General features: G+C 54.1%; 20 protein-coding genes. 15 read left to right on the top strand and 5 right to left on the bottom strand.

Going from position 1 to position 23,815, the window contains the following annotated elements; genetic code table 11:
* Window positions 1-18: 18 nt before the first annotated feature.
* Complete coding sequence (locus tag BSK43_RS14700; RefSeq protein WP_077470934.1) at window positions 19-1,191, bottom strand: nucleotide disphospho-sugar-binding domain-containing protein; 1,173 nt, start codon at window positions 1,189-1,191, stop codon at window positions 19-21.
* 615 nt (window positions 1,192-1,806) lie between these two features.
* Here BSK43_RS14700 and BSK43_RS14695 point away from each other — a divergent pair.
* From BSK43_RS14695 to BSK43_RS14650, 10 genes are all read left to right on the top strand, one after another.
* Window positions 1,807-2,556 carry a hypothetical protein gene (locus tag BSK43_RS14695; RefSeq protein WP_136686947.1) on the top strand — a complete coding sequence of 250 codons (750 nt, stop codon included), beginning with the start codon at window positions 1,807-1,809 and terminating at the stop codon, window positions 2,554-2,556.
* A 194-nt stretch (window positions 2,557-2,750) separates the two neighbouring features.
* Window positions 2,751-3,434: a hypothetical protein gene (locus BSK43_RS14690; protein ID WP_077470936.1), complete on the top strand. Its 684-nt coding sequence runs from the start codon at window positions 2,751-2,753 to the stop codon at window positions 3,432-3,434.
* Window positions 3,431-6,046 (top strand): hypothetical protein, encoded by a 2,616-nt coding sequence (locus BSK43_RS14685; RefSeq protein ID WP_136686945.1) that lies wholly within the window; start codon window positions 3,431-3,433, stop codon window positions 6,044-6,046. The genes BSK43_RS14690 and BSK43_RS14685 overlap by 4 nt, the downstream gene beginning before the upstream one ends.
* 66 nt (window positions 6,047-6,112) lie before the next feature.
* A complete protein-coding gene (locus BSK43_RS14680; RefSeq protein WP_077470938.1) occupies window positions 6,113-8,290 on the top strand; it encodes a type I secretion system permease/ATPase in 2,178 nt (725 codons plus the stop codon).
* On the top strand, window positions 8,287-9,747 hold the full coding sequence (locus tag BSK43_RS14675; protein WP_246662584.1) for an HlyD family type I secretion periplasmic adaptor subunit: 1,461 nt from the start codon (window positions 8,287-8,289) through the stop codon (window positions 9,745-9,747). The genes BSK43_RS14680 and BSK43_RS14675 overlap by 4 nt, the downstream gene beginning before the upstream one ends.
* Before the next feature lie 52 nt (window positions 9,748-9,799).
* Window positions 9,800-10,549, top strand: a complete 750-nt coding sequence (locus tag BSK43_RS14670) for a hypothetical protein (protein WP_077470939.1) — start codon at window positions 9,800-9,802, stop codon at window positions 10,547-10,549.
* A 747-nt stretch (window positions 10,550-11,296) separates the two neighbouring features.
* Entirely contained in the window at window positions 11,297-12,586 is a 1,290-nt protein-coding gene (locus BSK43_RS14665; protein WP_136686943.1) for a hypothetical protein, read from the top strand.
* A gap of 66 nt (window positions 12,587-12,652) precedes the next feature.
* Entirely contained in the window at window positions 12,653-13,969 is a 1,317-nt protein-coding gene (locus tag BSK43_RS14660; protein ID WP_077470942.1) for a TIGR02594 family protein, read from the top strand.
* Window positions 13,970-13,975: 6 nt separating this feature from the next.
* Window positions 13,976-14,554 carry a hypothetical protein gene (locus BSK43_RS14655; RefSeq protein WP_077470943.1) on the top strand — a complete coding sequence of 193 codons (579 nt, stop codon included), beginning with the start codon at window positions 13,976-13,978 and terminating at the stop codon, window positions 14,552-14,554.
* Window positions 14,551-15,633, top strand: a complete 1,083-nt coding sequence (locus BSK43_RS14650) for a hypothetical protein (protein WP_136686941.1) — start codon at window positions 14,551-14,553, stop codon at window positions 15,631-15,633. Before BSK43_RS14655 ends, BSK43_RS14650 begins: the two co-directional genes overlap by 4 nt.
* A gap of 228 nt (window positions 15,634-15,861) precedes the next feature.
* Here BSK43_RS14650 and BSK43_RS14645 read toward each other — a convergent pair whose 3' ends face one another.
* Window positions 15,862-16,119 (bottom strand): hypothetical protein, encoded by a 258-nt coding sequence (locus tag BSK43_RS14645; protein WP_077470945.1) that lies wholly within the window; start codon window positions 16,117-16,119, stop codon window positions 15,862-15,864.
* Window positions 16,120-17,167: 1,048 nt separating this feature from the next.
* On the opposite strand from BSK43_RS14645, the gene BSK43_RS14640 reads away from it, so the two are divergent.
* The 5 genes from BSK43_RS14640 to BSK43_RS14620 all read left to right on the top strand — a co-directional run bounded on the left by BSK43_RS14640 (window position 17,168) and on the right by BSK43_RS14620 (window position 21,076).
* Entirely contained in the window at window positions 17,168-19,351 is a 2,184-nt protein-coding gene (locus BSK43_RS14640; protein ID WP_169055401.1) for a hypothetical protein, read from the top strand.
* A 44-nt stretch (window positions 19,352-19,395) separates the two neighbouring features.
* Window positions 19,396-19,725, top strand: a complete 330-nt coding sequence (locus BSK43_RS14635) for a hypothetical protein (RefSeq protein WP_136686939.1) — start codon at window positions 19,396-19,398, stop codon at window positions 19,723-19,725.
* Window positions 19,673-20,101, top strand: a complete 429-nt coding sequence (locus tag BSK43_RS14630) for a transposase (RefSeq protein WP_246662583.1) — start codon at window positions 19,673-19,675, stop codon at window positions 20,099-20,101. Before BSK43_RS14635 ends, BSK43_RS14630 begins: the two co-directional genes overlap by 53 nt.
* Window positions 20,071-20,433 carry an IS66 family insertion sequence element accessory protein TnpB gene (gene tnpB, locus BSK43_RS14625; RefSeq protein WP_077470948.1) on the top strand — a complete coding sequence of 121 codons (363 nt, stop codon included), beginning with the start codon at window positions 20,071-20,073 and terminating at the stop codon, window positions 20,431-20,433. Before BSK43_RS14630 ends, tnpB begins: the two co-directional genes overlap by 31 nt.
* 76 nt (window positions 20,434-20,509) lie before the next feature.
* Window positions 20,510-21,076 carry an ester cyclase gene (locus BSK43_RS14620; RefSeq protein WP_246662582.1) on the top strand — a complete coding sequence of 189 codons (567 nt, stop codon included), beginning with the start codon at window positions 20,510-20,512 and terminating at the stop codon, window positions 21,074-21,076.
* 234 nt (window positions 21,077-21,310) lie between these two features.
* Here BSK43_RS14620 and BSK43_RS14615 read toward each other — a convergent pair whose 3' ends face one another.
* From BSK43_RS14615 to BSK43_RS14605, 3 genes are all read right to left on the bottom strand, one after another.
* Window positions 21,311-21,862, bottom strand: a complete 552-nt coding sequence (locus tag BSK43_RS14615) for a flavin reductase family protein (protein WP_077470949.1) — start codon at window positions 21,860-21,862, stop codon at window positions 21,311-21,313.
* A 63-nt stretch (window positions 21,863-21,925) separates the two neighbouring features.
* A complete protein-coding gene (locus tag BSK43_RS14610) occupies window positions 21,926-22,675 on the bottom strand; it encodes an SDR family oxidoreductase (protein WP_077470950.1) in 750 nt (249 codons plus the stop codon).
* 151 nt (window positions 22,676-22,826) lie between these two features.
* A complete protein-coding gene (locus tag BSK43_RS14605) occupies window positions 22,827-23,756 on the bottom strand; it encodes a helix-turn-helix domain-containing protein (protein ID WP_077470951.1) in 930 nt (309 codons plus the stop codon).
* Window positions 23,757-23,815: the final 59 nt, after the last annotated feature.

Here is a 23,815-nt window from a genome sequence, read left to right as displayed (position 1 = left end):
ACCACGGGGGCTGGCAGCCTAGAGCTGTCTTTCTATGGTTTCGACGATCTTGCCAACCGCCGATGCCGGCGTGAATCCGCGGTACTTCTCCGAAAATGCCTTTGCCGCGTGGGGGAAACGCGCATCCAATAGTAGGATAGACATTGTCTCTGCAATCGCATTGGCAGAAACTCCGACCGGGAGCAGCAACCCGCCCCCTAAACGTACGACTTGTAGACTGAGCATATATTGTTCCACATTTTGCGGGCACATCAGCAAGGGGCAGCCGGCGAGCAACGCGGCGTGGATCGTACCGCTGCCATATGTCACGGCCAAATCGCACGACTGCAGAACCGAAGAGATGTCGATTGTATCGCGCTGGATGCGAAAATGCGGTGCGTTGTAATCCCTGATTTGTGACGAGCTGCAATCTGGCATTATGCAAAGCACTTCAGAGGCACTTGCCGCCAGTCCAGCCAAGATAGCGTTGATGTTCGGAACCGTGTTGCGAAGATATGCAAAAATGCGCTTTCGGCCGGACTGCAGCCAATTGGCTGGCTCACTTGGCAAATGCGACACCAGACCGATGTATTCCAACCCCTCGCGTCGTCCATAGTGATCCAACTCTGGAAAAGTGGTCATGAGAAGCGATGCATAGGAAAAAAGCTGGGCAATATTCTCAATGCGTTCCCGGCCACTACTCGCCAATACCTGATTGATTATCCGGCAAACCAATTGCTCTGCTGCCACGCTCTGTTCGGCCGATGTAGAACCCCGTACTCGAAAAATCTCCGGTCTCGCCGGCGGCAACTCGAAGCCAATGCAGGTCGCGACGACGGGAATTTTGGAGCATCGTGAGGCAAGTACAGCGCCTGGCGCGTGATTGGAAATCACGATGTCCACCTTCATCGCTTCAAATAAGCGCTGCCAAGCGGTGACAAGGGCTTTGGCAGTCAAATCGTCACCGTAACCTGTCGCAAGCAAGATCTCCGCATAGCAATTCGGAGCGAACGACTGCCCGGCACGCATCAAACAGGGAGCTTGTACGCAAACAAAGCCCAGAGGCTCCAGCAACTTCCTTGCCTGGCTGAGATTTCGGGAGGCAAAGTGAACTACATGACCTCGCGCGCGAAGCGCCAACGCTACGGGGATATCGCGGGCCAGATGCCCCAAATTATTACCTAATTCCCAAGCAAAAAGGGCAATGCTCATAGCGGCTCGGCTGATGTGAATATTTAGAGTTTAGAATCTGCAATCAATGATTAAGTATCTTTATAATGCATGCCGAAGCCATTTTCGATTGCAATCCCGTAGTAATATCTACATTTGAGTGAAGTTGTCTGACGTTAGCAAAGCAGTCGGGAAACACGAAGATAAGCATGACATTCCACAAATAGCTTATTTTTATACAGCTAAAAATCGTACTAATTTATTTAGTATCACAAACAAACAATCTGAGCGCGCTGCAATTGACACGAGAACCTGTTGCGTCGTAGCCTTTTTGAAAAGCAGCAAGGTCAGTGATTTGGGTGGTCTAGCCGCAGATGAGTTGTGAGTTGCGCCAGTTAGGCGATGAAATAAAGCTATACATACAAACTACAGTACTTAAATATCAAAGATGCATCCTTAGGTAGATCCGGCGTATGGTATTCCTTCCCCCAAGGACCATGTTACCGAGGAAATTGAGGCGGCCACTCTGCGATACTCAGCAGACCAATGACGTAAAATGAGCGAATTCCCAGCCTGTATTTGCACTGAAGCATAGAATTCCCGTTGATATAGCCATTTAGGGGCGCACCTAAATTGTACCTTATACTGTTCGGAGGATTGTTTATCCTCTACTTGCCCATGTTCGCCTATGCTGCAGCGGGGCTTTTCATTTTGTTTCACGCAAGGCGATGGGGACTCCGCAAGTCCTCAGCGATTTTATTGGCATTCCTGGTAGGGCCTTGGCTGTTCTGGGGAGGCTCGATTGCGGCGGCAAATTTTCGTCGGAGCAAGGTCAGCGATTTCCTTGCGGGCATTCAAACGACGCAAGTAGGTGAAAGTGTGCCTGACACCATCCTGATAGAAAGCAGCAATACGACATTAAAGGGCCTTCCAGTTGGGGGATGCGTCAAGCGGGTCCTCGCCAACATGCGAATCCTCGGCGCATTTGGACACTATGAAGGCCCCCCGATCGTCGAGATAGATCCAAAGACTGGAAAGCTACTGGGAGCGGCAGAATTGCCGACGAGATATCTGCGGTTCAGTAACAATAACTGGGTCACTCCCCAGGTTCCCAACATGCCGCCGTACCGTCACGGCCCGTGGGAGCTTGAAGAAATTGATGGTACCGACCGTAAAGTCATCGCTTACTACTACGAAGAGATTGTTACAAAGCCCGCCTTTCCCCCAATTTTAAGTTTAGTGGGGTGGCTCCATGAGCGATCCACAACCGATTTTAAGAAGTGGACGGAAACAGACTTCGTCGAAAATGCGCTCGGACACTGCGCCGCGGCGAATGACAGTTCAGGGGTTAAGATAGCGCTCGGCGCGATATCAGGCACTACTCCTCAGGGAGACTGGTATGACTAACGACTTGATGTGCGCATGCTCAATCGCTGGCGCAGGTCGATCGGCTATCCCAGCCGACCGAAGCCAACGGTTTACAGAGACAGTCGTGAAGTGTCTTCGAACCATATCGGCTCGGCGCCATGTCCAGAGTGTCATGCCTACGTTATGGCTGACCATCAAACGGTCCTACCTGACACTCAAGCGTGAGTTTGCAAATGCTTAGGGCCATACTCGTGCTGCTAGCCGTTGTAGCGTGCGCCGTTCTGGCTCTCGCTGCCTTCATATATGTGAGGGACGTCTCTTACGTTGTTGATTCCTACCGGTACCGGCTCACCGTCAATTTCATGGTGGACGGTAAGCCCTTGTCAGCGTCCGGTGTCGTTCAAGAGACAATACATAGTCCGCCATGCATTTTGCTGGAGCAGACATGCGGACGCATTTCTATAAAAGGCGATGCGATCCCTGTTTCTTTTCCAAATGGCAGGACGGCGTTCGTGCTGCTAGAGGTCGTGGACGAAAATAGAGGCGCCACAGTGGGTCTCTTTCCGAGCAGCGCCCTACCAAAAGCCTCGCCCACTGGAAAGATGAACGCATGGATGCATAAAGACTTTGAAGTCCGCACCAAGCTACTGCCTACCATCGTTTTCTTCGCCGACACAGGTGATCCTTCCTCAATAATTATTGTAGAACCCACTAACATCGCTGAGATCGGGGGACCAAGTGCAGTCTACCAGAACGCGATCGTCACCGTCACTGATGAACCGGTAACCCGCGGTCTTGAGAACCGTCTCCCATGGATCCTGACCTATAAAAACAACCTTGACTTGAAGAGCGTAGATTTTTTTCGATACATGCTGATGGAAAACCTCGTTAGTTATCTAAGAAGGGACGACCTATGACTGATGATTTAATGAACGCAATTCTAGCAATGAATGCCTATGACTTTGGCGCAAATGCAGCATTGGACGGACAGCAATATTCACAAATTGGCGATTGGACGATTCTCAAGACCGCGCAGTCCAACGATAACAACTTTATGGCCGTGTCATATCAAAACGGCTCGGAATACGAGATCTCATACCGAGGGACAACCGATGTCATTGGCACGGATTTACTTGATGGAGATCTTTGGAACGGCTGGACTATCGGCGGCGGCTCAGATGAAGCGGCCGATGTCAATTCAGCAATTTCGTTCTATCAATCCACCCTCCAAACGGTAACCAGTAACGGAGGCACAAGCGCGGATATCACATTAACTGGCCACTCTCTGGGTGGCGGCTTGTCCGGCCTAGTAGGCTCAATCTATGGGGTTAAAGGATATCTATTCGACAATATGCCGTACGAAATAGCCGCGGCAAACGCCTATGCTGATTCCGTTCCTGGAAACGCATACAATCCGTCACTCGCGCTATATATTTACGGCAATTCGATTCCATCTCCAATCGACGAATCTAAATTGTCAGCCTACGCCACGGTTGGGGAGGCTCTTTCGGGTCTTCGTTGGGCGACTAACCAGAGTCAGCCCGTCACGGGACTCGATTCGGGCGCGACAAACGTCCTTGGCGCTGTACAACTTCACAGCATGGCCCTAGCGACGATGCTGCTCTACGCTTCGGACAACAACCTGACCAACTGGTCGGCAATCGCGCCGTACTGGATGCCGGAATTGTGGAATGACGATGTCGCCAATGCGGCCGGCGTGGGCGCCTACAAGACGGCAGCAGGTTCTCCCTCGACGGCACTGCAAGAAATGATCGCCTATTCCGCAATCGACGAGGGAACCATGCTCTATGGTGACGTCGCCATTAAGAGCTTTTTTGATGATGCGGCGGACCTTGCTACGCTCGTGCCTAGCAATGTAGACGACATATCGAGTTCCAATGATATGGTCTATCGCGACCTTTCCGATATAGCGATTCAATATGCCGGTCATCTTGCCGCTGACAAATCAACCGATGCGGCGCTCGTGAACGGAATTGTAAATTCCTCACTAGGAATTGTCACCGTAAGCCTCAATTCATCAACTTGGCTTGACGGCCAAAGCGCGTCGAGCGCACCTACGATCGTCGGCACTGGAAATCTCGTTCGTGACGTCATCATGAGCACTGTGGGAACACCGACCGCGGAAGACTACGACACTGGCTTCCAAAATCTATTGAAGTCCGAGGGACCTGCGTTAATCGCCGGGATTACTGAAGTTAAAGTTGCCGCGAGCCCTGCAGGCGTGACTCTGGACGCTAGTGATGCAGTGAACACGTTCTCTGGTTCTCTGGGAGGAGCCGTACTGATTGGCTCCCCCAACGGCAACACGTCATTTATTGGCGGCAATGGGACCAACGTTATGTTGGGACAGGCTTCGGATACGTTCGATCTCGCCCAGGGCAACAACTTCATTCTTGAACAGAACGGTGGAACTGCAACTCTTGATGCATCAACCGCGAGCGATCCGTCGACAACGGCGAACTGGGCGATGGTCGAAAGTGGTGTGGATGCCCCCAAGACTTTTCTTTTCCAATCGGCGAACCTGGCCCCATTAACAGTCGTCTACGGCGCCAACGGTAACGATACCTTCGACTTTGAAGCCGATGCCAGCAAAAATATTGGCGTTTACATTCTCCAGATGAATGACATCAATCAGGCGAATTTCCTGGCGCTCGATCCGAGCAAGATCGACGCTTATATCGACCAGAATTTCGGTTCGAGCGGCGATGACGGCTACGGCGGTGGCTTCGACGACAAAATCGTCCTGATCAATCCGACTGCAAGCGATATTCTGAAGTACAATGGACAGATCGTCTCGGATCCGACACGCTATGTGCAATATTCGAGCAGCAGGATCGGCGGTGAGTCTGACTTCAATCCCAACATGCACGGTGGTTCCAATGGCATGGGCGAGAGAAGCGTCGATCCGAACAACAACCTGAAGCTTGTCGGCGATGCCAACGCCGCCGGCGGAACCGAGGCATACTATACCGATGCCTGGGATGAATACTCCAATACCAGCAACAGCTATTCTATGAAGTCGGGCAATATTGGCGTGACGCGAGACTATGCCTATTCCAATGACTATCAAACACAAGGCCCGCAGAACAAGCTAGTGTTGACTGGCCTCACAGCCAACCAATCATCGTTTAGCTACGATCAGCAGAATTGGGACGGATCGGAAACCGACACAGATACCTACTACTACAACTCCAACCCAGGTAGCCTGTCGCTGATCGGCTTCAACGTCGGTGACTTCGGCATCAACTTCGCCAACAACGGCGCCGGATCAGATTATCAGCAAAGCGACCAACTCTACGCCGTTTCCGAATGGGCTCAGGCCAATGTCAGTACGATGAACGGTCTCCCCGATATCACGGGCATCCAACCTGCCTCGATCGGCGCAAGTCTTGGAACCTCTTCGACCCCCCTCACCCCGTCGCAGTGGAATGTCATTGGTGATGATGCATTCACCTCGGCGTACAATCGTCCGTCCCTGACGGCGAGCGACTTCATGCGGGCAGCATAGCATTTCGCGCTAAAAAGGACGGCGCTGCACGGCGCCGTCTAATTTTTCCGGGGGCAAGCAGCAATAATGAACGATATTCCGTCCGTGCCCCCGCTATCGGCGGGCCAGATTGACAGTGGCCTTGTCGCATTATGCGCCGTAGCCGGTTACTACCGTATTGTCGCCGATCCTGTTCAACTCGCAACGGAACTTGTCCTTGCGGACCGCGCAGCTGCGCACGCCGATCTGCTTCGAGCAGCCAACCGCACTGGACTTAAGGCGCGGGTGACCGTGGTGCGAACAGCAAATAGGCTGCGCGCCATCCCTGCACCGGCGATCGTCAAACTAAAGGAAGGCGGATACATCCTTTATGGCGGGCTTACGCCCACCAATGAATTCAGATTTGTCGATCCTGTAACCCGCGTCGCCCGCGAAGTGTCAGCAGAAGCGGCTTTGAGCGAGATCGAAGCTGAAGTCGTGCTCGTCCAGCGCCGATTTCGGGGAGAGGGTCTCGATCCGAAAACCTTCGGATTCAGCTGGTTTCTCCCGTCGATCTGGCGTTACCGAAAGCCCTTGGCCAACGTCTTGTTGGCATCGCTTTTCGTACAGCTCTTTGCCCTGGTCACACCGCTTTTCTTTCAGGCGATCGTCGACAAGGTCGTCGTTCACAAGGGCTATTCGACCCTTGCCGTGCTTGTGGGCGGCTTGGCTGTACTCGGCATTTTCGACGTTAGCCTGCAATATTTGCGGAGCTACGCGCTGTCACATACGACAAATCGCATCGATGTCGAACTTGGACGCCGACTGTTTGGCCATCTTCTAAGGCTACCACTCGGATACTTCGAGACCCGATCTGCCGGCCAGACCGTCGCGCGTGTCAGAGAGCTCGAAACCATTCGCTCATTTTTGACCGGCCAGGCGCTGTTTTCGGCGATCGATCTCTTCTTTGCTCTGATATTCATCGGCGTTCTCTTGGCCTATTCATGGCAACTGACGTTGATCGTCGTGGGCTCAATCCCGCTTTACGTCCTGATCACGATCCTGATCCGCCCGGCTTTGCGCATCAAGATCAAAGAGAAGTTCAATACGGGCGCAGAAAGTCAGCAATTCCTTGTTGAGTCCATCGTTGGCGTCCAGACGCTGAAGGCTGCAGCTGTAGAACCAGCCATGCAGGCGCAATGGGAGGAAAAGCTGGCTGCCTATGTCAAAACGTCGTTCGATGCCTCCATGTTTTCCGCGGGCGGCCAAAACGCCATTCAGTATGTGAACAAGTTGGTAACCGCAGGCATTTTGTACTTCGGCGCAAGATCGGTAATGGACGGAAGCCTCACTGTTGGGGGCTTGATTGCATTCAATATGATTTCGAGCCAGGTCATGCAGCCCGTCCTCCGGCTGTCGCAGTTGTGGCAGGACTTCCAACAGGTTCAGGTTTCCGTTGAGCGCCTGGGAGATATTCTAAATACGGCGACCGAGCGTGCACCTTCGGCGAGTATCGGGACTCTCCCGCCTCCCAAAGGCGCAATCGAATTCCGCAACGTCCGATTCCGCTATCGACCGGCAGCACCTGAGGTTCTAAAGGCCATCTCGCTCGTGATCCGCCCCGGAGAGGTCATCGGCATTGTCGGACCTTCTGGATCCGGCAAGTCAACTCTCACAAAGCTGGTTCAGCGTCTCTATCTTCCCGAAGAAGGCCAGATCCTGGTCGACCGCGCCGACATCGCCCAGGTCGATCCCGCGTGGCTGCGTCGCAATATAGGAGTCGTGCTGCAAGAGAACCTTCTGTTTAATCGCAGCATTCACGATAACATCGCCTTGGCCAACCCGACCACCTCTCGGGCCCTCGTCATGCAGGTCGCACGGCTGGCCGGAGCCGATGAGTTCATCGATAAACTGCCCAACGGATATGACACCATCATCGAAGAACGCGGTGCCAATCTCTCTGGCGGTCAGCGTCAACGATTGGCAATTGCCCGCGCGTTGGCGACAAATCCCCCAATCCTCATCTTTGACGAGGCGACCAGCGCGCTCGACTATGAGAGTGAGCGTGTCATTCACCGTAATATGAAGAGCATCGTCCAGGGACGTACCGTGATCATCATTGCCCACCGCCTTGCTGCGGTCCGCCCTTGCAACAGGATTATCAGTATGGCGGACGGGCGGATCGTCGAGATCGGCTCTCATGACGAACTCGTGCGCCGCCCTGGTGGGCTTTATGCCCACCTCTGGGCCTTGCAAACCGACCAGTTGCAGGAGGAGCGCGCTTGAACGAGATCGTTCCGACTAAAGCGGTAAGACGGGCTAAGCGCCTTTCCGTCGAACGCCAGCGCTCCGACAATGAGTTCCTTCCCGCGGCCCTCGAAATTATTGAAACGCCTGCTTCTCCCACCCAAATGGCCTTGATCCTTATCATCTGCCTACTCGCCACGGCCATTTTGGTATGGAGTTACTTTGGGCGGATCGACATTTTTGCAGTTGCCACAGGCAAAATTCGACCGGCAAGTCAGGTTAAGGTCATCCAACCCCTTGAAACCGGGCGCGTGCGGGCGTTCAACGTCGCAAACGGCACGCATGTTCGCGCGGGTGACGTTCTTCTCGAACTTGATCCCACCGAGACCATGGCGGACGCCAATGAGCTGGCTGTCAGCCTGAATTCATATCGAGCTGAAATATTACGAAGGAACGCCGAAATTACCGTGGCCGAGGGAGAATACGCCAATCTGAGGCCGATTATTCCATGGCCGACTGATATCTCGGCGGATATCCAGAGCCGAGAGAACCGGGTGCTGGAATATGATCTGGGGAATCTTCGCGCGCAAATCCAAAGCCTCAATGCGCAACGGGCGGAAAAGCGGGCTGAGGAGAACAAGCTCAAGGCCACCACTCAAGCTGAAACCGATCTTATTCGGACGCTTCAGCAGCGGGTGGATCTGCACAATGCTCTGATTGCTGACAGTACCGGCACAAAATCGACGTTGATAGACGCGCTCCAGAGCCTCGAGGACGAGCAGGCAACGTTCGCGTCCGATCGCGGCCAGCTCGACCAAACCACGGCCTCTCTCGATACGATTGAAGCTGAGAAGCAAAAAACGCTTGAGACGTTCATAAGTGACAATGCCCAAAAGCTTGCAGACGCTGAACGACAGGCTGACGACCTGACCCAGCGGCTCGTCAAGGCCCAGGCCGCCACAAGCCACATGACTTTAGTGAGCCCAATCGACGGGGTTGTTCAGGCGTTGGCTGTCACGACAATTGGGCAGGTCGTTACAACCGGCCAGCAGGCCATGCGGATTGTCCCTGACGATGCCCCACTGGAAATCGAAGCCTACGCCGAGAACAAGGATATCGGCTTCCTGCATGAAGGACAGGAAGCGATCATCAAGGTCGAGTCGTTTCCGTTCACCCGCTACGGGACGCTCACTGGAACCGTCAAGCGTGTTGCCCGCGATTCCATCCCGAGTTCTGACGCTCAGGTGGCAGAAAATGATCCAACACAGCTTGCCAAGTCGAATACCAATGTCACGTCAATGGGGCAGACCCAAAATCTCGTCTATCCAGTCGTGATCAGCCCCTCCAGGACCGCCGTCGTCGCCGATGGACGGGAGGTGCCACTGTCTGCAGGCATGACCGTGACCGTCGAAATCAAAACCGGTTCGCGGAGGCTACTGGAATACGTTTTCTCGCCGTTGATCGAGGTAGGATCAGAAGCCATGCGGGAACGATGATCTATTCGCAGTTTTCCAAGGCTGACTGAAGCGAGATGCGAAATGGTGGAGCATGACCCCTTTACGTCCGAGTACGATAATTTGCCCGGTTCTTGTGTTTAGCGCGTCTCTTTGGGTTTACGATGTCGGGCAGTCCCAACTTTACGAAGTTGAGACCGCTGCAATATTGCGCGCCCAGAGGGATACGTCACCACCTGAAACTGGCTCGCATGTTGGAGATCAAGCGGGAACATTCGGAGCCGCGCCGATTGTTTCTGCGGAGGCGCTCGCAAGTGGAGACGATCAGGGCGTCGTGGAATCGAACTTCTCTGTGGTGGATAGTCTCCGAGACTCGAAGGTTCCTGAGAGAGAAATTAATCAAGCTGCCTTGGAGAGCCGTTACGTCGATTTCTTTTATGGCGAGATGGTTGACGGAGGCTTTGCACAATTTGTGGGGGAATCTGAATGGGACAGTCATACGGTAGCAATGGTCAGAAAGGAGCTTTTAGACCTCAAGGCGTTCAAACACCTGGAACTATTTGACGACGGCGCGGCCATGGTTGCTGCCATCGACCCGAAGGAGTTGCGACAGTTTATCAATACATCCCAACCCAGTTCCAAAGACCGTGTACGCAAGACGCTGGGTTTGATCGACCGTCAATTCTTTGCTGTCAACGACCGAGAAAGCCTCGTAAAATTGAACGCGACGTGGCTTCGCCAACAGCCAAATTTAATCGCGCTTTCACCAGAAGCCTTTCGAAATGAGCTCCTAGGTCGCGGAGTGTACCTCCCTCGTCGCGACAAGATCTCAGTCAAGAGCTAATGGAGTTAACCGAAGAACCTTTTGTCTGGCATTAGCGGCTGCATGCACCATAATGCGAGGCTCCAAGAAGCTCCGAGACATCCGAGTTGCAGAGCAACGGAGGGTGCACTGTCGATAATCGAGCTTTATTCAAGCCCCGCATTGCGCCGGTGCCGCCAGCCCGGTCTCAACGAGGGCGAAGCCTTACATAAGCTCAAACGCGCCGTCTTCGTCGACGCCTGCAATCGCAGGCCCGCATATTGTAATTGACTGACAACTGGCCCATTCCTTGCGTCGTTGATGCGATGAAAGCTTCAAGAACTCAAAGCTCACTATCCGTGACCGACGTCACATGGCGGCGTCTTTTTGGTGCCTTAAACAAGGATGGACAAGCACTTAACCTTCAAATCCGCCGCATGATCGTCAATGCGATCGAGACGAGAGTACTCAGCAGGAACACGCTCTTAACGGCTGCTCATTTGTAGAATAGGAAGAACTTGCCCAGCTAAAGAACATGTGAAATCAAAATATTCAACCTTGCAAATCCTAGTTAAACATCCAGAAATTGCATATATTCAAAGAAATTCATATTAAAAATATCGTTAGGAATCATACAGATGAACTTTGCTGCGACAACAAATCACTAACAATCTCTTCGATCTGCGTTAAATGCAAAAAGTTATCCACAGAATACATATCGAACGTGTATTCCAAGTAGCGTTAATTCTCGCAATACTTTCATTGTAATCTTCAATTAGGGCGTTTTCAATGAAGTACATCAATTGTGCTGCGCTCTTGTTTTGCGCGCTGGCCACTGGATCATGCGTAAATTCTCCGGGTATCGAGAGCTCCATCAACGGCCCTCATCCGATAATGTATGCTTCAAGGGTTTCAGCTTCGACCCAGAACTATTTGTCGGTGCGAGATACTTTCATTCGTCGCTCTTTGGACAATGGAGCATCAACTTACGACTGGTACCAGGTGGCACGCGCCGGATATGGCTATGTCGATGAGCAATGCAGCGATTACCTCGGAAAGCTGAGGGACATCCGGATTGCTCGGGATACAACCAGGGCCCAGTTGGCCTCATTTCAGACATCAAGCAATTCAGTTCTTAACATCGTTGGAGCTTCAAAACTGGCGATTGGCGTGACCGCCGCAGCGTTTGGGCTTGCCTCCCAGGTGTCCGACAACGCCACAATTAATCTCCTTTATGCAATGGACCCCTCCGACATTGAGGGCCTTATCAAAAGCCAAACACAGGCGTATCGCAGCATTGCCGAGCAGCAGCGTATGAGTTTTACGGACAGCAATGTCGCTATGGACTCAATCCGCGGATATCTGAACATCTGCCTGCCGGTATCGATTGAGGCACAGGTCAAGGCGGCTGTCCGCAACACTACATACGTCGCTTCTGCTTCCAGTCCTGGCGTTACCACCCTTACTCAAGTTGCGACGGGAAGTCCGACGGTTCCTTCGGTCAAAGATGTGCGTGATGGCGGTAGCACCAGAGTCAAGCAGTCAATTGCAGACGCTGACCTTGCAGGAGGCTTGACCACCCACGACGTGAGAATTTCCAAAGCCGAAGCCATGACCATACAAGGCAATCTCTGCGCGAAAGCTACGGGCGATCTTGGCGGTGTTGGAAGTGGCACTCGCAAAGCGATTATTGAGTTTCAAAATTTGACGGCGGCGTCAGATAAGAACGGGGAGGCAATTGCTGCGACCGGGGTGCTCGATAAGGTGACACGGAGCAAAGTGCATGACATCGGCCCTTGTCCTAGCGACCGGTACAAATCGTTATTCGAGCACATAAAGCTCAGCACTCACAAGGGAGTCGCGGAAGCCCAGAAGCTGCTGGCGGATTTTGCCAAAGATCCAAGCAGCGGCTTAGGCGCAGATGTCACCTCGCTGGTAGACGATAAATTTGTGGGCGGCGATACGCTGACAGACAACAACCGAAAGGTGATAAGTGCAGCGCAAACGAAGTTGGGGCAACCGGTAACCGGCACATATACCATTCAACTTCAGAATGCATTGCTTCTTAAAGCACGCTGACATTTCAATGCAGTAGTCATCCATCGAACATCTACAAACCAAGATGTAACAGATATGGAGAATTAAATGCAGATCACCACCGTCAGTGACACAGTTCCACTGCGGCAGAAGCCGGATGCTAGCAGTCCGGCGGTAGAATTTCCGAAGGGCTACCCTTTTTCTGTTCAGCCAAATGACTCGCTGGTCAATGTCACAGCGGTCGATCAGGTGTGGTCGAAAGTAACCGTGGATCGCGGCGGCGGCAAAGGACCAACGGGCTACCTGCGCAGTACATACATCGTCACGACCCCGTTGCCTTCTGCAGATGTCTCTTACGAAGATTTCCTTCGCTACTGTGTAAGCGCATGCATCTACTATGAAGTGGATGTTGCCTACCTAATGGCTGTCGCCCGGGTCGAAACAGGCGGAGATTGGAATGACTCTCAAAGTCTTATCCCAGCCTCCGTGATGGAGGCACATGATTCAGGCCCAATCGGCCCGTTCCAATTCTTAGCTTCTACATGGCAGACGACGATCGCGCAAATCGATCCGAAATTCGGCTATGGAATGCAAGATATAACCAATCCACAGGCCCAAGCGCTTTGCGCTGCGGATATCGCTAACGACGGTATCGACGCTCATCTTAGCAAATTCAACGGACTACCGAGCCCAGCGCAGTTGTATCTCTATCATTTCCTCGGGACCAGCGGTGCTCAGGGAGTTTTGTCAAATCCGGGACAGACCGTCGATGCAGTGCTTTCGGCAGCTGCGATACAAAATAATCCTACTCTTCTCGGACAACCGGGAGCGCCTAATACGGGTGATCAGCTACTTGATATAGTCGCAAACCGGCTACATGACGCATATCAACGGAATGCACCTCTCTTTGATAATCCTCCAGCGTGGTGGCCTTTGCCTCAGGCTTCGACAGGGTCTGCACCGTGGCTAGATACAGCCAAACAAGAAGAACAGGCTGGGGTAACGGAGGCCCCTGGCAGCCAAACGAACCCGCGAATTTCTCAATATTTGGAGAGCGTCGGGTTTCCACCAAATCAATCGGATGACACGCCTTGGTGCGCTGCTTTCGTCTGTTGGTGTCTGAAAAATTGTGGCGATGCTACCGCTGCTGCCGCGGCCAGCTCAGTGAAGAATAGCAGCTATGCCAAAAGTTGGATGGACTTGCCGGTGCAGTTGCCAGAGGCAAAGGTCGGCGCAATTGCTATTAAAGCGAGCCAAAGCAGCGATATCACAGGTCATGTGGGGTTTGTAAGCGCCGTCAACGACGATGGCTCAATTATACTTCTTGCAGGCAACCAAGGCGGAAAGGCCAATAATGGCCTCGACAGTGTCTGTGAAATTAAGTTCGATCGCGTGGATTTTCTTGGGTTTCGTTGGGTGGGTTAGCTTTATATGCAGCGACACCCACAATTTATGACAATTGCAAAATTCTCCAATATTCATCGAATAGGGCTGGTCATTATGTCAAAACTCATGACGGATAACTATATTCGATACGGCGCCAAAATAATTCTCATTATTTTAAACGCCATCATTATTTCTATTTGCTTCGCGTTTCTTGCGATCTCACTTTATGGCTTGTCAGGCGGCACGGCAACCGATTTACCTTTTGCGTTGACCTTTCAGAAGGCTCTCAGCGCATCATTGAAAAATGAACTTTCGGGCTTTGTGGCGAGTGTAGTCGGTGTTCTTCCAGTAGTCGTTGCATCCGTGTGCTACAGGCGGGATATGACCGTGCAACCACCATCGGCATCAAACGATTTCAATAAAACGGGATATTTCTTTCTTCTATGCTTGGTAATCGGTATTGTTCTGTCGATGATTAATATACTAATCATTACTGTTGATGCAGGCGGAAACAGAGCCATTATTATTTCGGACTATGCTGTACCAATTAAAGGGTTATTCAACGGTATAATTTCTTTCTTCTCGATCTATCTGTTCCAACTTCTGGGGCTTAAACCAAAATGATCAAAAAAGCGCTGATGATCTTCTCTGTTTTCGTGCCGCTTTGTCACGCTGCTGCGGCTGGTGAGTTGAAAACAGACACGCGAAGCTTTCCGCCGTCAAGTTCACTACCAACACCAAGCTTGGCGAGCGACGATGTGACCTTACAAGGCCCAGTAAATAACACTTGGCGTTTTGACTTTAAGTCGAATACGCTTCTGGCCGACATCAAGGTGTCCGTCTCGGCACCGACCGCCAATTATGATGGCTTCACTGCCGATTTCCGGGTTCCATATTTTTGGGACAATGCGGTGCCTCGCACGCTTTCTACGGCAGTGGCGGGAGATCAACTGGGGGGTATGGGAGCACTAGAATTCCTGAAAAGTGTTGGCGCTGGACAACAGGACCCCTCTGATTTGGTTGTGATACACCAGCGCGCCGCGCGCCTTTGGAAGGAGCGCCTTGATCAAATCAGCAGGCCTGAAGTTAATCCGAACAGAGATGACGTTCGCATAGCCTATTGGCTTGTACGTTCCAGCCGCGATCTGATGGTCCGGCAATTTATGGAAGTCGATTCCGTGACCCAAGGAGCGATGAGTTGGCTACAAAGCGCCTTGAATGATGATCATTTGAGAACGCGACTTTTCGGTGCAAGCACCGCTCCCCCAGAGGAAATTACGTCGATTTTGCGCACGCTCCGCGCGGAGGACGCATTTATCTATAACAAAGTCGTCCAAGCGCTTGAGCGGGATTTGGCTTATCAAAAGCCTGGAACGTGCGAACGAATCCAAAGTGCTAGTGACTTTTTCTCAGACCTGGGGGACGATATCGACCAATACGATGGTCAATTTGAAAACTCAGTCGCGATCAAGTCTGACCTAGGGATGTGCATGACCAACGAACTACGAGCCTTACCAACAGGGTCGGATGTACCGGAGGTCACTGTCAGAAAAGCAAACACGGTCGCTGACATATTGCGGTCGGCATCCCGTGGAGATGCAGGCAGCGATACGGTCACCTCGCGCAATAAAGAACTAGCCGCTCGCCTCGCTGAACTGGAATCGGTGCTAGCCGCTATTCAGGCAAAAGCTCAAAAAAATTGACGCCCTAAATTGTGTACCCTCGACCTTTACCGGCGATAGCAAAGCACGAAAGGAAGGATGCAGAATCCCCACAGCATGACATGGCAGGAACGGTAGCGGGAGCAGCCTGTGGGTTTGCCGCATGGCGTAATGACCAAACCCTGTAACGGCCGCGTGGCGCCGGTGGCGACGGCCGCCCTTACATTGGGGGAATAATAGAACGTTGGCTGTATCAGATGAACATGCCAGCTAAGGTCTCCGCCGGTCTCTCGCAATGATAAGACTGGCTTTCCCTAAAATTAGCGCGAAAATGCCGGCAAGCCAGCCCACGACCGGCGCCGACAGCGCAACCGCTGTCCCCATGAGAGCCAGGCCCATATTACCGACCAGAACGGTCAGAAGAAAGGCGCTGGCCATCGGCACGATAAGAAGCAACTGAACGAAACCCGATTGGCGCCGATACGAATGCCAGATTGCCGCCATTACAGGCCGAATACGCTGAAACATGTCTTCCCCTATCCACCGCGCCAAGCTCTTGGCGAATGATTGCGCAGAGTCAACCTGAAAGTGTAGTCGGCTGGGATATCATTTTGACTTCAATCGGGACTGAACCGTTTTTCAACAGCTAAAGAAACTGCAGGAAGGACGCACAGGCGATTGTAAAGCGGCGCAATCCAACCTTATCGTGACCGATCCGTCGTACTTGGCCCACTATAACGATCGGAACGGGTGCACCGTAGCCAATGACGACTATGGTTGTTGATTTCCGCTAGGAACTGCCCCCGCTATGCCGGGTCAGTTCTCAGTGAAAATCAACAGATAACCTTCCTATTGTTTAATTTTCGCTTGATTTGCAGATGGTTGTCGCAGGTGCGATCGATCCCGCTGGTTTCCACATCCGACCCGCCAGCGTAGAGCGCCCTGTAAGCATCGAAACCCTGATCCCGATGCAAGTCCGAACTGTCGAAAACGAAGGATGTCATTCCCTAACCATGTGAAATGAGCATGCTAATGCAAGCCAAGTATGTCGCTCGATGCCATTTTAAAAATATAAAACATGACATAAAAGCCACGTAGCCGAATTATACTTTAAAACTGCAGTAGCAAACCGCTTTCTGGACGTCCAGACTATTAATGCGGATGCTCAGACATGTTCGAACAATAGATCCGCTGCTATCCGTTTCCTCGATTTCAAGGTTTGCGCCGTTTCAAAAATGAAACTGGACGTAGGGATGGGGCATAGGCAGCATGAGCAAGACGTTAGATGTCAGATCTCACGACGTTTTCACCCATATTTCCACTTGTCAGCGATCCATTCGGTCGCGGTCAAACCATTGAAGGATGAAGTGTGTCACGACGAAATGAAAACATGGGTGAAAACGTCGTGAAACTGAACATTATGCTTGCCCCCCAGCAAGCGAGCGCGAAATGTGGAGAGAAAATGGCAGGGCGTCCCTCACGTCATCTTGGGATTGGATCCGGGAAATATGCAAGTCTGCTGTCGGGCCGCAATCGAAGTGCCATTCTACTTGCTTCTGTGTCGCTGGTCGGGATCTTGACTAACGATCCGGCATTTGCCGGCGATGTAACGGCTTCTTCTCCTACCTTTCTCGGCATATTCAGCGGCGGTACTCAATCCGACGCCTATAAGATCAGCAGCGATGGTTTGGTGGTGGTCGGCAGTGCTGATGACAACGCTGGCAACGCCGCGGTCTTTCGTTGGACGGCTTCCGGCGGGATGGTCAACCTTGGCACGGTGACCGGGGGCAACTTCGCCAATTTAGCCGGAATAAGCGCTGACGGCTCGGTGGTGGTGGGATATGCCGGCGCCGGTCGTTCCAGTCAACATGCCTTCCGTTGGACGAGTGCCACGGGTATGGTTGATCTCGGCACGCTCGGCGGCAACTATTCGTATGCCAACGCCGTAAGCGCCGATGGCGCAGTCGTGGTGGGCCGCGCATTTGTTACAGGCAGCAATCAACATGCCTTCCGCTGGACGAGTGCCACGGATATGGTTGATCTCGGTACACTCGGCGGCAACTTTTCCAGTGCCACGGCCATAAGCGCCGATGGCGCGATCGTGGTTGGCAACTCGTGGACAACGCCTGGCGGTAACCAGCACGCGTTCCAGTGGACAAGTGCCACAGGAATGGCCGATCTCGGCACACTCGGCGGCAACTTTTCCAATGCTATCGCCATCAGTGCCGACGGCACCGCCGTCGTTGGGCAGGCTCGAACAGATGATAACAACCTTCATGCCTTCCGCTGGACCAGCTCTACGAAAATGCAGGATCTCGGGACGTTATCGGGCGGTGTGTCCTCAATAGCTTCTCTCGTCAGTGCCGACGGCGCCGTCGTGGTGGGTGGTTCCACTTCAAACATAGATGGCACATTCATCAGTCATGCATTCCGCTGGACCAGCGCCACAAATATGGTCGATCTCGGCACGCTCGGCGGACTCTATTCCGTCGCCAATGCCATGACCCCCGGTGGGACCGTCCTCGTGGGCAGATCTACCATCAGCGACAGCTCTTGGCACGCCTTCCGCTGGACGAGCACGACGGGCATGGCCGACCTCAACACGCTGCTTTCGAATGCCGGTGTCAACATGACCGGCATTACCCTCAGCGAGGCCAATGCCATCTCGGCCAACGGTCAGTATATTGTCGGGGGCGGAACCGGTCCGACAACGAACGGCAACACACAGGCCTATATCGTGCGTTACGTCGATGCGACGGTAGCGCCCCCACCGCCCCCCGTAGTCAGCGCCGGCACGACGGACTCGACCCCGTCTCCGGTGGTGACCGGCGGCGCTACGACGGACCCGACCCCGATCGCCGGTCTGACGACGCCGGCATCGCTGCAATCCTCCGCCAATGAGATCGGCAAGGAGCGCCAGACCACCATGGGGCAGATGCACGGCTTTGCCGACCAGATGCTGCAGGAGGGTACTGCCTTTGGCACGCCGAGCAGCGTTTCGGCTTTCGGCTCGGTTGGCTCCGCCTCCGCAGGCCTGTCCGGACATGTCGATCTCGAGCCGTTTGAAGTCATGGCCGGCATCGGCTATGCATCCGAAGATTATCCGGGCGCCTCGATGGATGGGGCGTTCATCGCCGCTGCCAAACTGCGCTATACGCATATGTTCGATGCGCGATTTGGCGCCTTCGGTGAAATCGGCGGCTTTTACTCGCCCGACAGCGACTATCACTTCTCTCGCACCTATGCGAATGGCGCCGGCACGGCAATGGGAAGCGGCAAGGCCTCCGGCGAACAGGCCTATGGCTTTGCCCGCATTGGCACCCTGATCAAGCTGACACCGGACGATCAGTTCGCGCCGTCCTTCGAGCTCGGTCGCCAGACCCTGCATACGAGTTCCTACAATGAAGTCCTGTCGTCGGTGAACCCGTTCGATGCAAGTATGCCGGCGTCCTCATCGACGATGGACCTGTTCAAGCTGCGCGGCCAGTGGGTGCACGACTTCACCTCGAAGATAGAGGGATCGGTCTGGGGCGCATGGGCGCATGGCTTCAACTACCATGACGGATCGCAGTTGAACGTTGGTGGCCTGGGAAGCCTGTCGCCGCAAACCTCTGGGAGTCTCGACTGGGCGGAATATGGCGTCCGTGTCGATTACAAGCTTACGGAGAAGATGAAGGTTGCGGCTTTCGTCAACGGCGTCGCTGGTGGAGATGTCGGCTCGCGAGCCCATGTCGGTGCGGACGTATCCTTGCACTTCTAGGCGAGAACGCGTGCGGTTAGTCGCCAAGCTATGGAGCGCAGGACATGCAAAATCAGGTCTGTGATATACTCGATATCGCAATCTCTCGAACCCTTCCTCGCAAACAACGCGCGCGAACAGGAGATATTGAGTTCGGTCGGATTATTGAAGGGCACTTCGTGCTTCAGACGGCGAGCTATGGCGCTTCTGGTTCTAACTTCATCGGAGCTGAAAACGTCAAGTCGAAGCGTTACGATCTGCGCGATGCAGTGCAGCGCTCGCAGCTCCTGATGGATATTCAAGAGATGGCGGCCACTCGTCTAAGCTATGGCGATAGACGGATTGCCGCCTATCGCAGCCGCGGATGGGGTCGGAGCAAGTTTTCGGCGCCGTGAATGGAGCGACGAGCTGAAGGCGCAGATCGTCGCGGAAAGCTATGAGCCTGGCGTGACGGTTTGCTCGGTGGCGCGGCGCCACGGGCTGACATCGCAACAGTTGTTCACCTGGCGGCGGCTTGCCCGCAAGCCGCTCGATGTATTGCCGGACGTGGCACCGATGTTTGCGCCTGCCGTCGTCGTCGCACAGGATATGCCCATGCCGAAGAAGGTACGGCGAGCACGTTCACCGAGGAAGGCTCACGGCGACGCCGTGATTGAGCTGGAAATTGGTGGTGCGACAATCAGGATTGCATCCGGTGCTGACGCCACGACGATTGCAGCCGTCATTGCGGCCATGAAAGCATCATCGCGATTGGTCCGTCCGGCGCGGTGAAAGTCATGATCGCCACCAAACCGTTCGACTTTCGCAAGGGTGCAGAGGGATTGGCTGCACTGGTGAAGGCTGAGATGGGAGCTGATCCATTCTCCGGCACGATCTACGTATTCCGAGCCAAACGCACCGACCGCATTAAGCTGATCTTCTGGGATGGCAGCGGCGTATGCCTGGTCGCCAAGCGGCTTGAGGATGGCGAGTTCCATTGGCCCCGGATGCAGGACGGCGCAATGCATCTGACATCCGCGCAATTCTCGGCTTTGTTCGAGGGGCTGGACTGGAAACGCGTGCATGCGCCGAGCGAAACGCGCACGCCTGTTCAGGCCGGATAGCAGCGCGACCAATTGAATCAACCACATCCAACATCTCGTTTTGGGTGGCAAAATATGCTGTTCTTGCGAAATGACGATGACGGTCGACGGGCTTCCCGACGACCTGAACGCGCTGAAAGCGATGGTACTTTCGCGCGAGGCTGAGAATGCCGCCTACGTCAGATCATCAAGGAATTGCAGCGTCACCGCTTTGGTCGCCGCGCTGTTTGTCGGCAACGCCGCCTTGGCCGAAGCGCAAAACCAGCCCGCGGCAATCGCGGTCAAATGGTACGAGGCCTTTGACGAGAACAGGCCGGACATTCTGGAAGCTATTCTTTCCAGTAATTGGCAGGAGCTTCCGAGTGAGCCTGAGGTAGCCCGTGGCGCCCAATCCGCAACGAGTGGTTTGAAAATGCTTCACACCACATTCCCGGACTTTCGCATCGCCATCGACGATATCGTCACCGATGGAAACAAGGTCGTCGTCCGCTCGACAATCACGGGAACGCAAATGCAACCCTTCGCCGGGCTTGCCGCTTCCGGCAGGAAAATCCGGATCCAAGCCATCGACATTCACTTGGTCGAAGACGGCAAGATTACTAAGACGTGGCATAGCGAGGACTGGATGACGGGGCTGCGCCAACTCGGTGCGTTCGAGCGATAGAACCTAAAGGCGGGCCGACGATGCCCGTTACGGTCGTTCTTGACCGTCGGAGGGCGAGACCGTTGCCGCATTCGTCGTTATGCTGCCTGTCCTTGCCACCAAGGTCGATCAATAGAGCGGCAGAGCAATGCCGAGATATCGTTTTCAACATCCATATCCGACAAGGGTGACCCGAGGTCGGGTCCGGCCATTGCGCGGCTTTTCGATCCAGCGGTTGCCGAGACTGAAATGGCCTCAGTGGGGAAGGTGCCTCCACTTCACCATGCGCTCCCGAAGATCGAGCATGCCGCCATCGACGATGAAGCTGCCGTCACCGCGATGATGCATGGTCCGCCGTTCCGTGCGGGCGTCGTCTATCCAGATCTGCTTCGCCTCGAGAATAAAAAGGTTGTAGCGATCGACAAGGCCCGAATCGGCGACACGACATTCGATATTGGCAAGGCAATCCACAAGCAACGGCGCCGCCACATCCGTAGCTGGACGGGTCCTCAAGCCGAACCGCTCGAACTTGTCCACCGTGTCGCCGGAGCAGTTACCGATATCCACGACGGTTTCGGCAAGATCGACGGTGGGAATGGCAATCACGCATTCGCCGGTCTTTCTCAGTGTCCGATAGCTGTGATCCCAAGGTCCAATGACGCAGCCGATAAGCGGCGGCGCATGCTGGATCATCATGTGAAAGCCCATGGTCATGACATTAGGCCGCCCATCGGCGCTCGTCGTAACCAAAACGATCGGGCCTGGTTCGAGCAGACGATAGGCTTGGGAGGCGGGAAACTCGTTCATTGCATACTCCTTCGTCGTTCGCTCCCCCGCAAACATGCGGGGAAGCAGAACGATGTTTGCCGATTACCAACCCTGCTCGACCGGAAGGACGAACAGCTCGGCCACATTGACGTGGGACGGCGCCTGCGCAGCGAAGACGATCGTGTCGCCTATGTCCGCGCCCTGCAGGAACGTCATCTGCTTGGCGAGATCGTCCATCTGCTTGATATAGCCGGGGTCGGTGATGTGGTCGTAAAGCTCAGTGGCAACGGCACCCGGCTGGATGCAAGTCACCCGAATGTTGTGCTTCTGACCGACTTCCATGCGCAGACCGTCGGAGAAGGCGGCGACCGCATGCTTGGTAGCGCAATAGACCGACAGGCCCTTGAAGACCTTGCGGCCGGCAATCGACGACATGTTGAAGATATGTCCCGAATGCTGCTTGATCATCTGCGGTAGAACGGCAGCCGTGGTGTTCAGCAGGCCCTTCACGTTGACATCGACCATCCGATGCCATTCGTCGACCTTGAATTGATCGATATCTGAAAGCGGCATTAGGCCAGCATTGTTGACCAGAATATCGATCGCTCCATAGGCTTCAACCAGCTGCTTGACGCCGGCCTCGACTGCGGTCGGATCAACCACATCCATTTCGATGACGAGCGCTTCGCCGCCCTTTGCGACGATCTCGTTTCTTAGGCTTGCGAGCTTGTCGGCGCGACGGGCGGCGATGCCGATCTTTGCGCCGGCCTCGGCAAGCTTCAAGGCGGTAGCGGCGCCGATGCCGCTCGATGCGCCGGTCACCAGCGCGATTTTTCCATTGATGTTCGTCATGATCTATCTCCTTGTCTTGGCACTTCTTCGGATCGAAGAGGTGATTGCCTTCAACGAGGAGAAACATAAGGAAACCGGCCTAGCCCTTCTCTCGGGGCTTTGCCATATCTGTCGGGATCTTGCTCGTATCGACGGATACCGGGCCGGAATCCTAATCGCGGCGATAGTCACTCGGCGAGACGCCGGCCTCGCGGCGGAAGATCTGGGCAAAATGGCTGGGGCTCGAATATCCCACCGACATGCCGATCTCGATGATGCTCGCGTCTGTTTCCTGCAACAGTTGCTGGGCTTTGGCGATGCGCTGGCGAATGAAATAATGGGATGGAGAAAGGCCGGTCGCCCTTTTGAAGAGCCGGCTGAAATGAAAGGCGCTCATGCCTGCCGTTTGCGCCAGCCGGGCCAGATCGAACGGCTCCTGAAGGTTGGCTTCCATGAAAGCGATGGCACGACGCAGCTTTGCGCCGGGGAGTGCATTCGATGGCCGCGTCTTAGCATCATATGCCGCGTAATGACGGATCAGATGAACGGTGAGTGTCTGCGCCAACCCCTGAACGAAGAGTTGGCTCCCCTGCCCTTCTGCGGTCAGTTCAGCATGGATCAGCTCCAGCAAGTTGGAAAGACGATGATCCCGGCCACCCGATATATCCCGCAGACGCATGCCGCTGGCAGCCTTGCCGAGAATCTCAGCCGCCACCTGCTCAAACAGTTGAACGGAGAGATACAGATGCATCACCTGGAAAGGATCATCTCCCGCGGCACGCCAGCGCATTTCATAGGGAGTGGGCGAGCGCGTCAGAAAAAAATCGCCGATGCGGACCGTGTTGGCTATCCATTCACCACCCAGATCCCGCTCTTCCACGCATGCCTCGCCCGAGATCACCCAAACGACAAGCGGCTCTGCGACGGCGGGAACGAGAAAAGGCTCTTGCACCGATAAGCGGGAAAACACTTGAACGAACATGTCCGTCCAGGCTGGACCGTCACCACTGACAAGCGTTCTGCCGGCAATATAGGTCTCAAGCCCGGCAGGCGATGTTTTCTCGGGGACAGAAGTCGCCTCCTCCCGACGATCGACCGTCATTTCTTCTCCTGCAAGACCATGCCGCGCTCCATCTTCAATGTAGCTGCTGAACCGGAAGT

The sequence above is a fragment of the Rhizobium sp. P44RR-XXIV genome (assembly GCF_001999485.2).
Lineage (GTDB): Bacteria > Pseudomonadota > Alphaproteobacteria > Rhizobiales > Rhizobiaceae > Rhizobium.
This window is presented reverse-complemented; position numbering and strand designations above follow the sequence as displayed.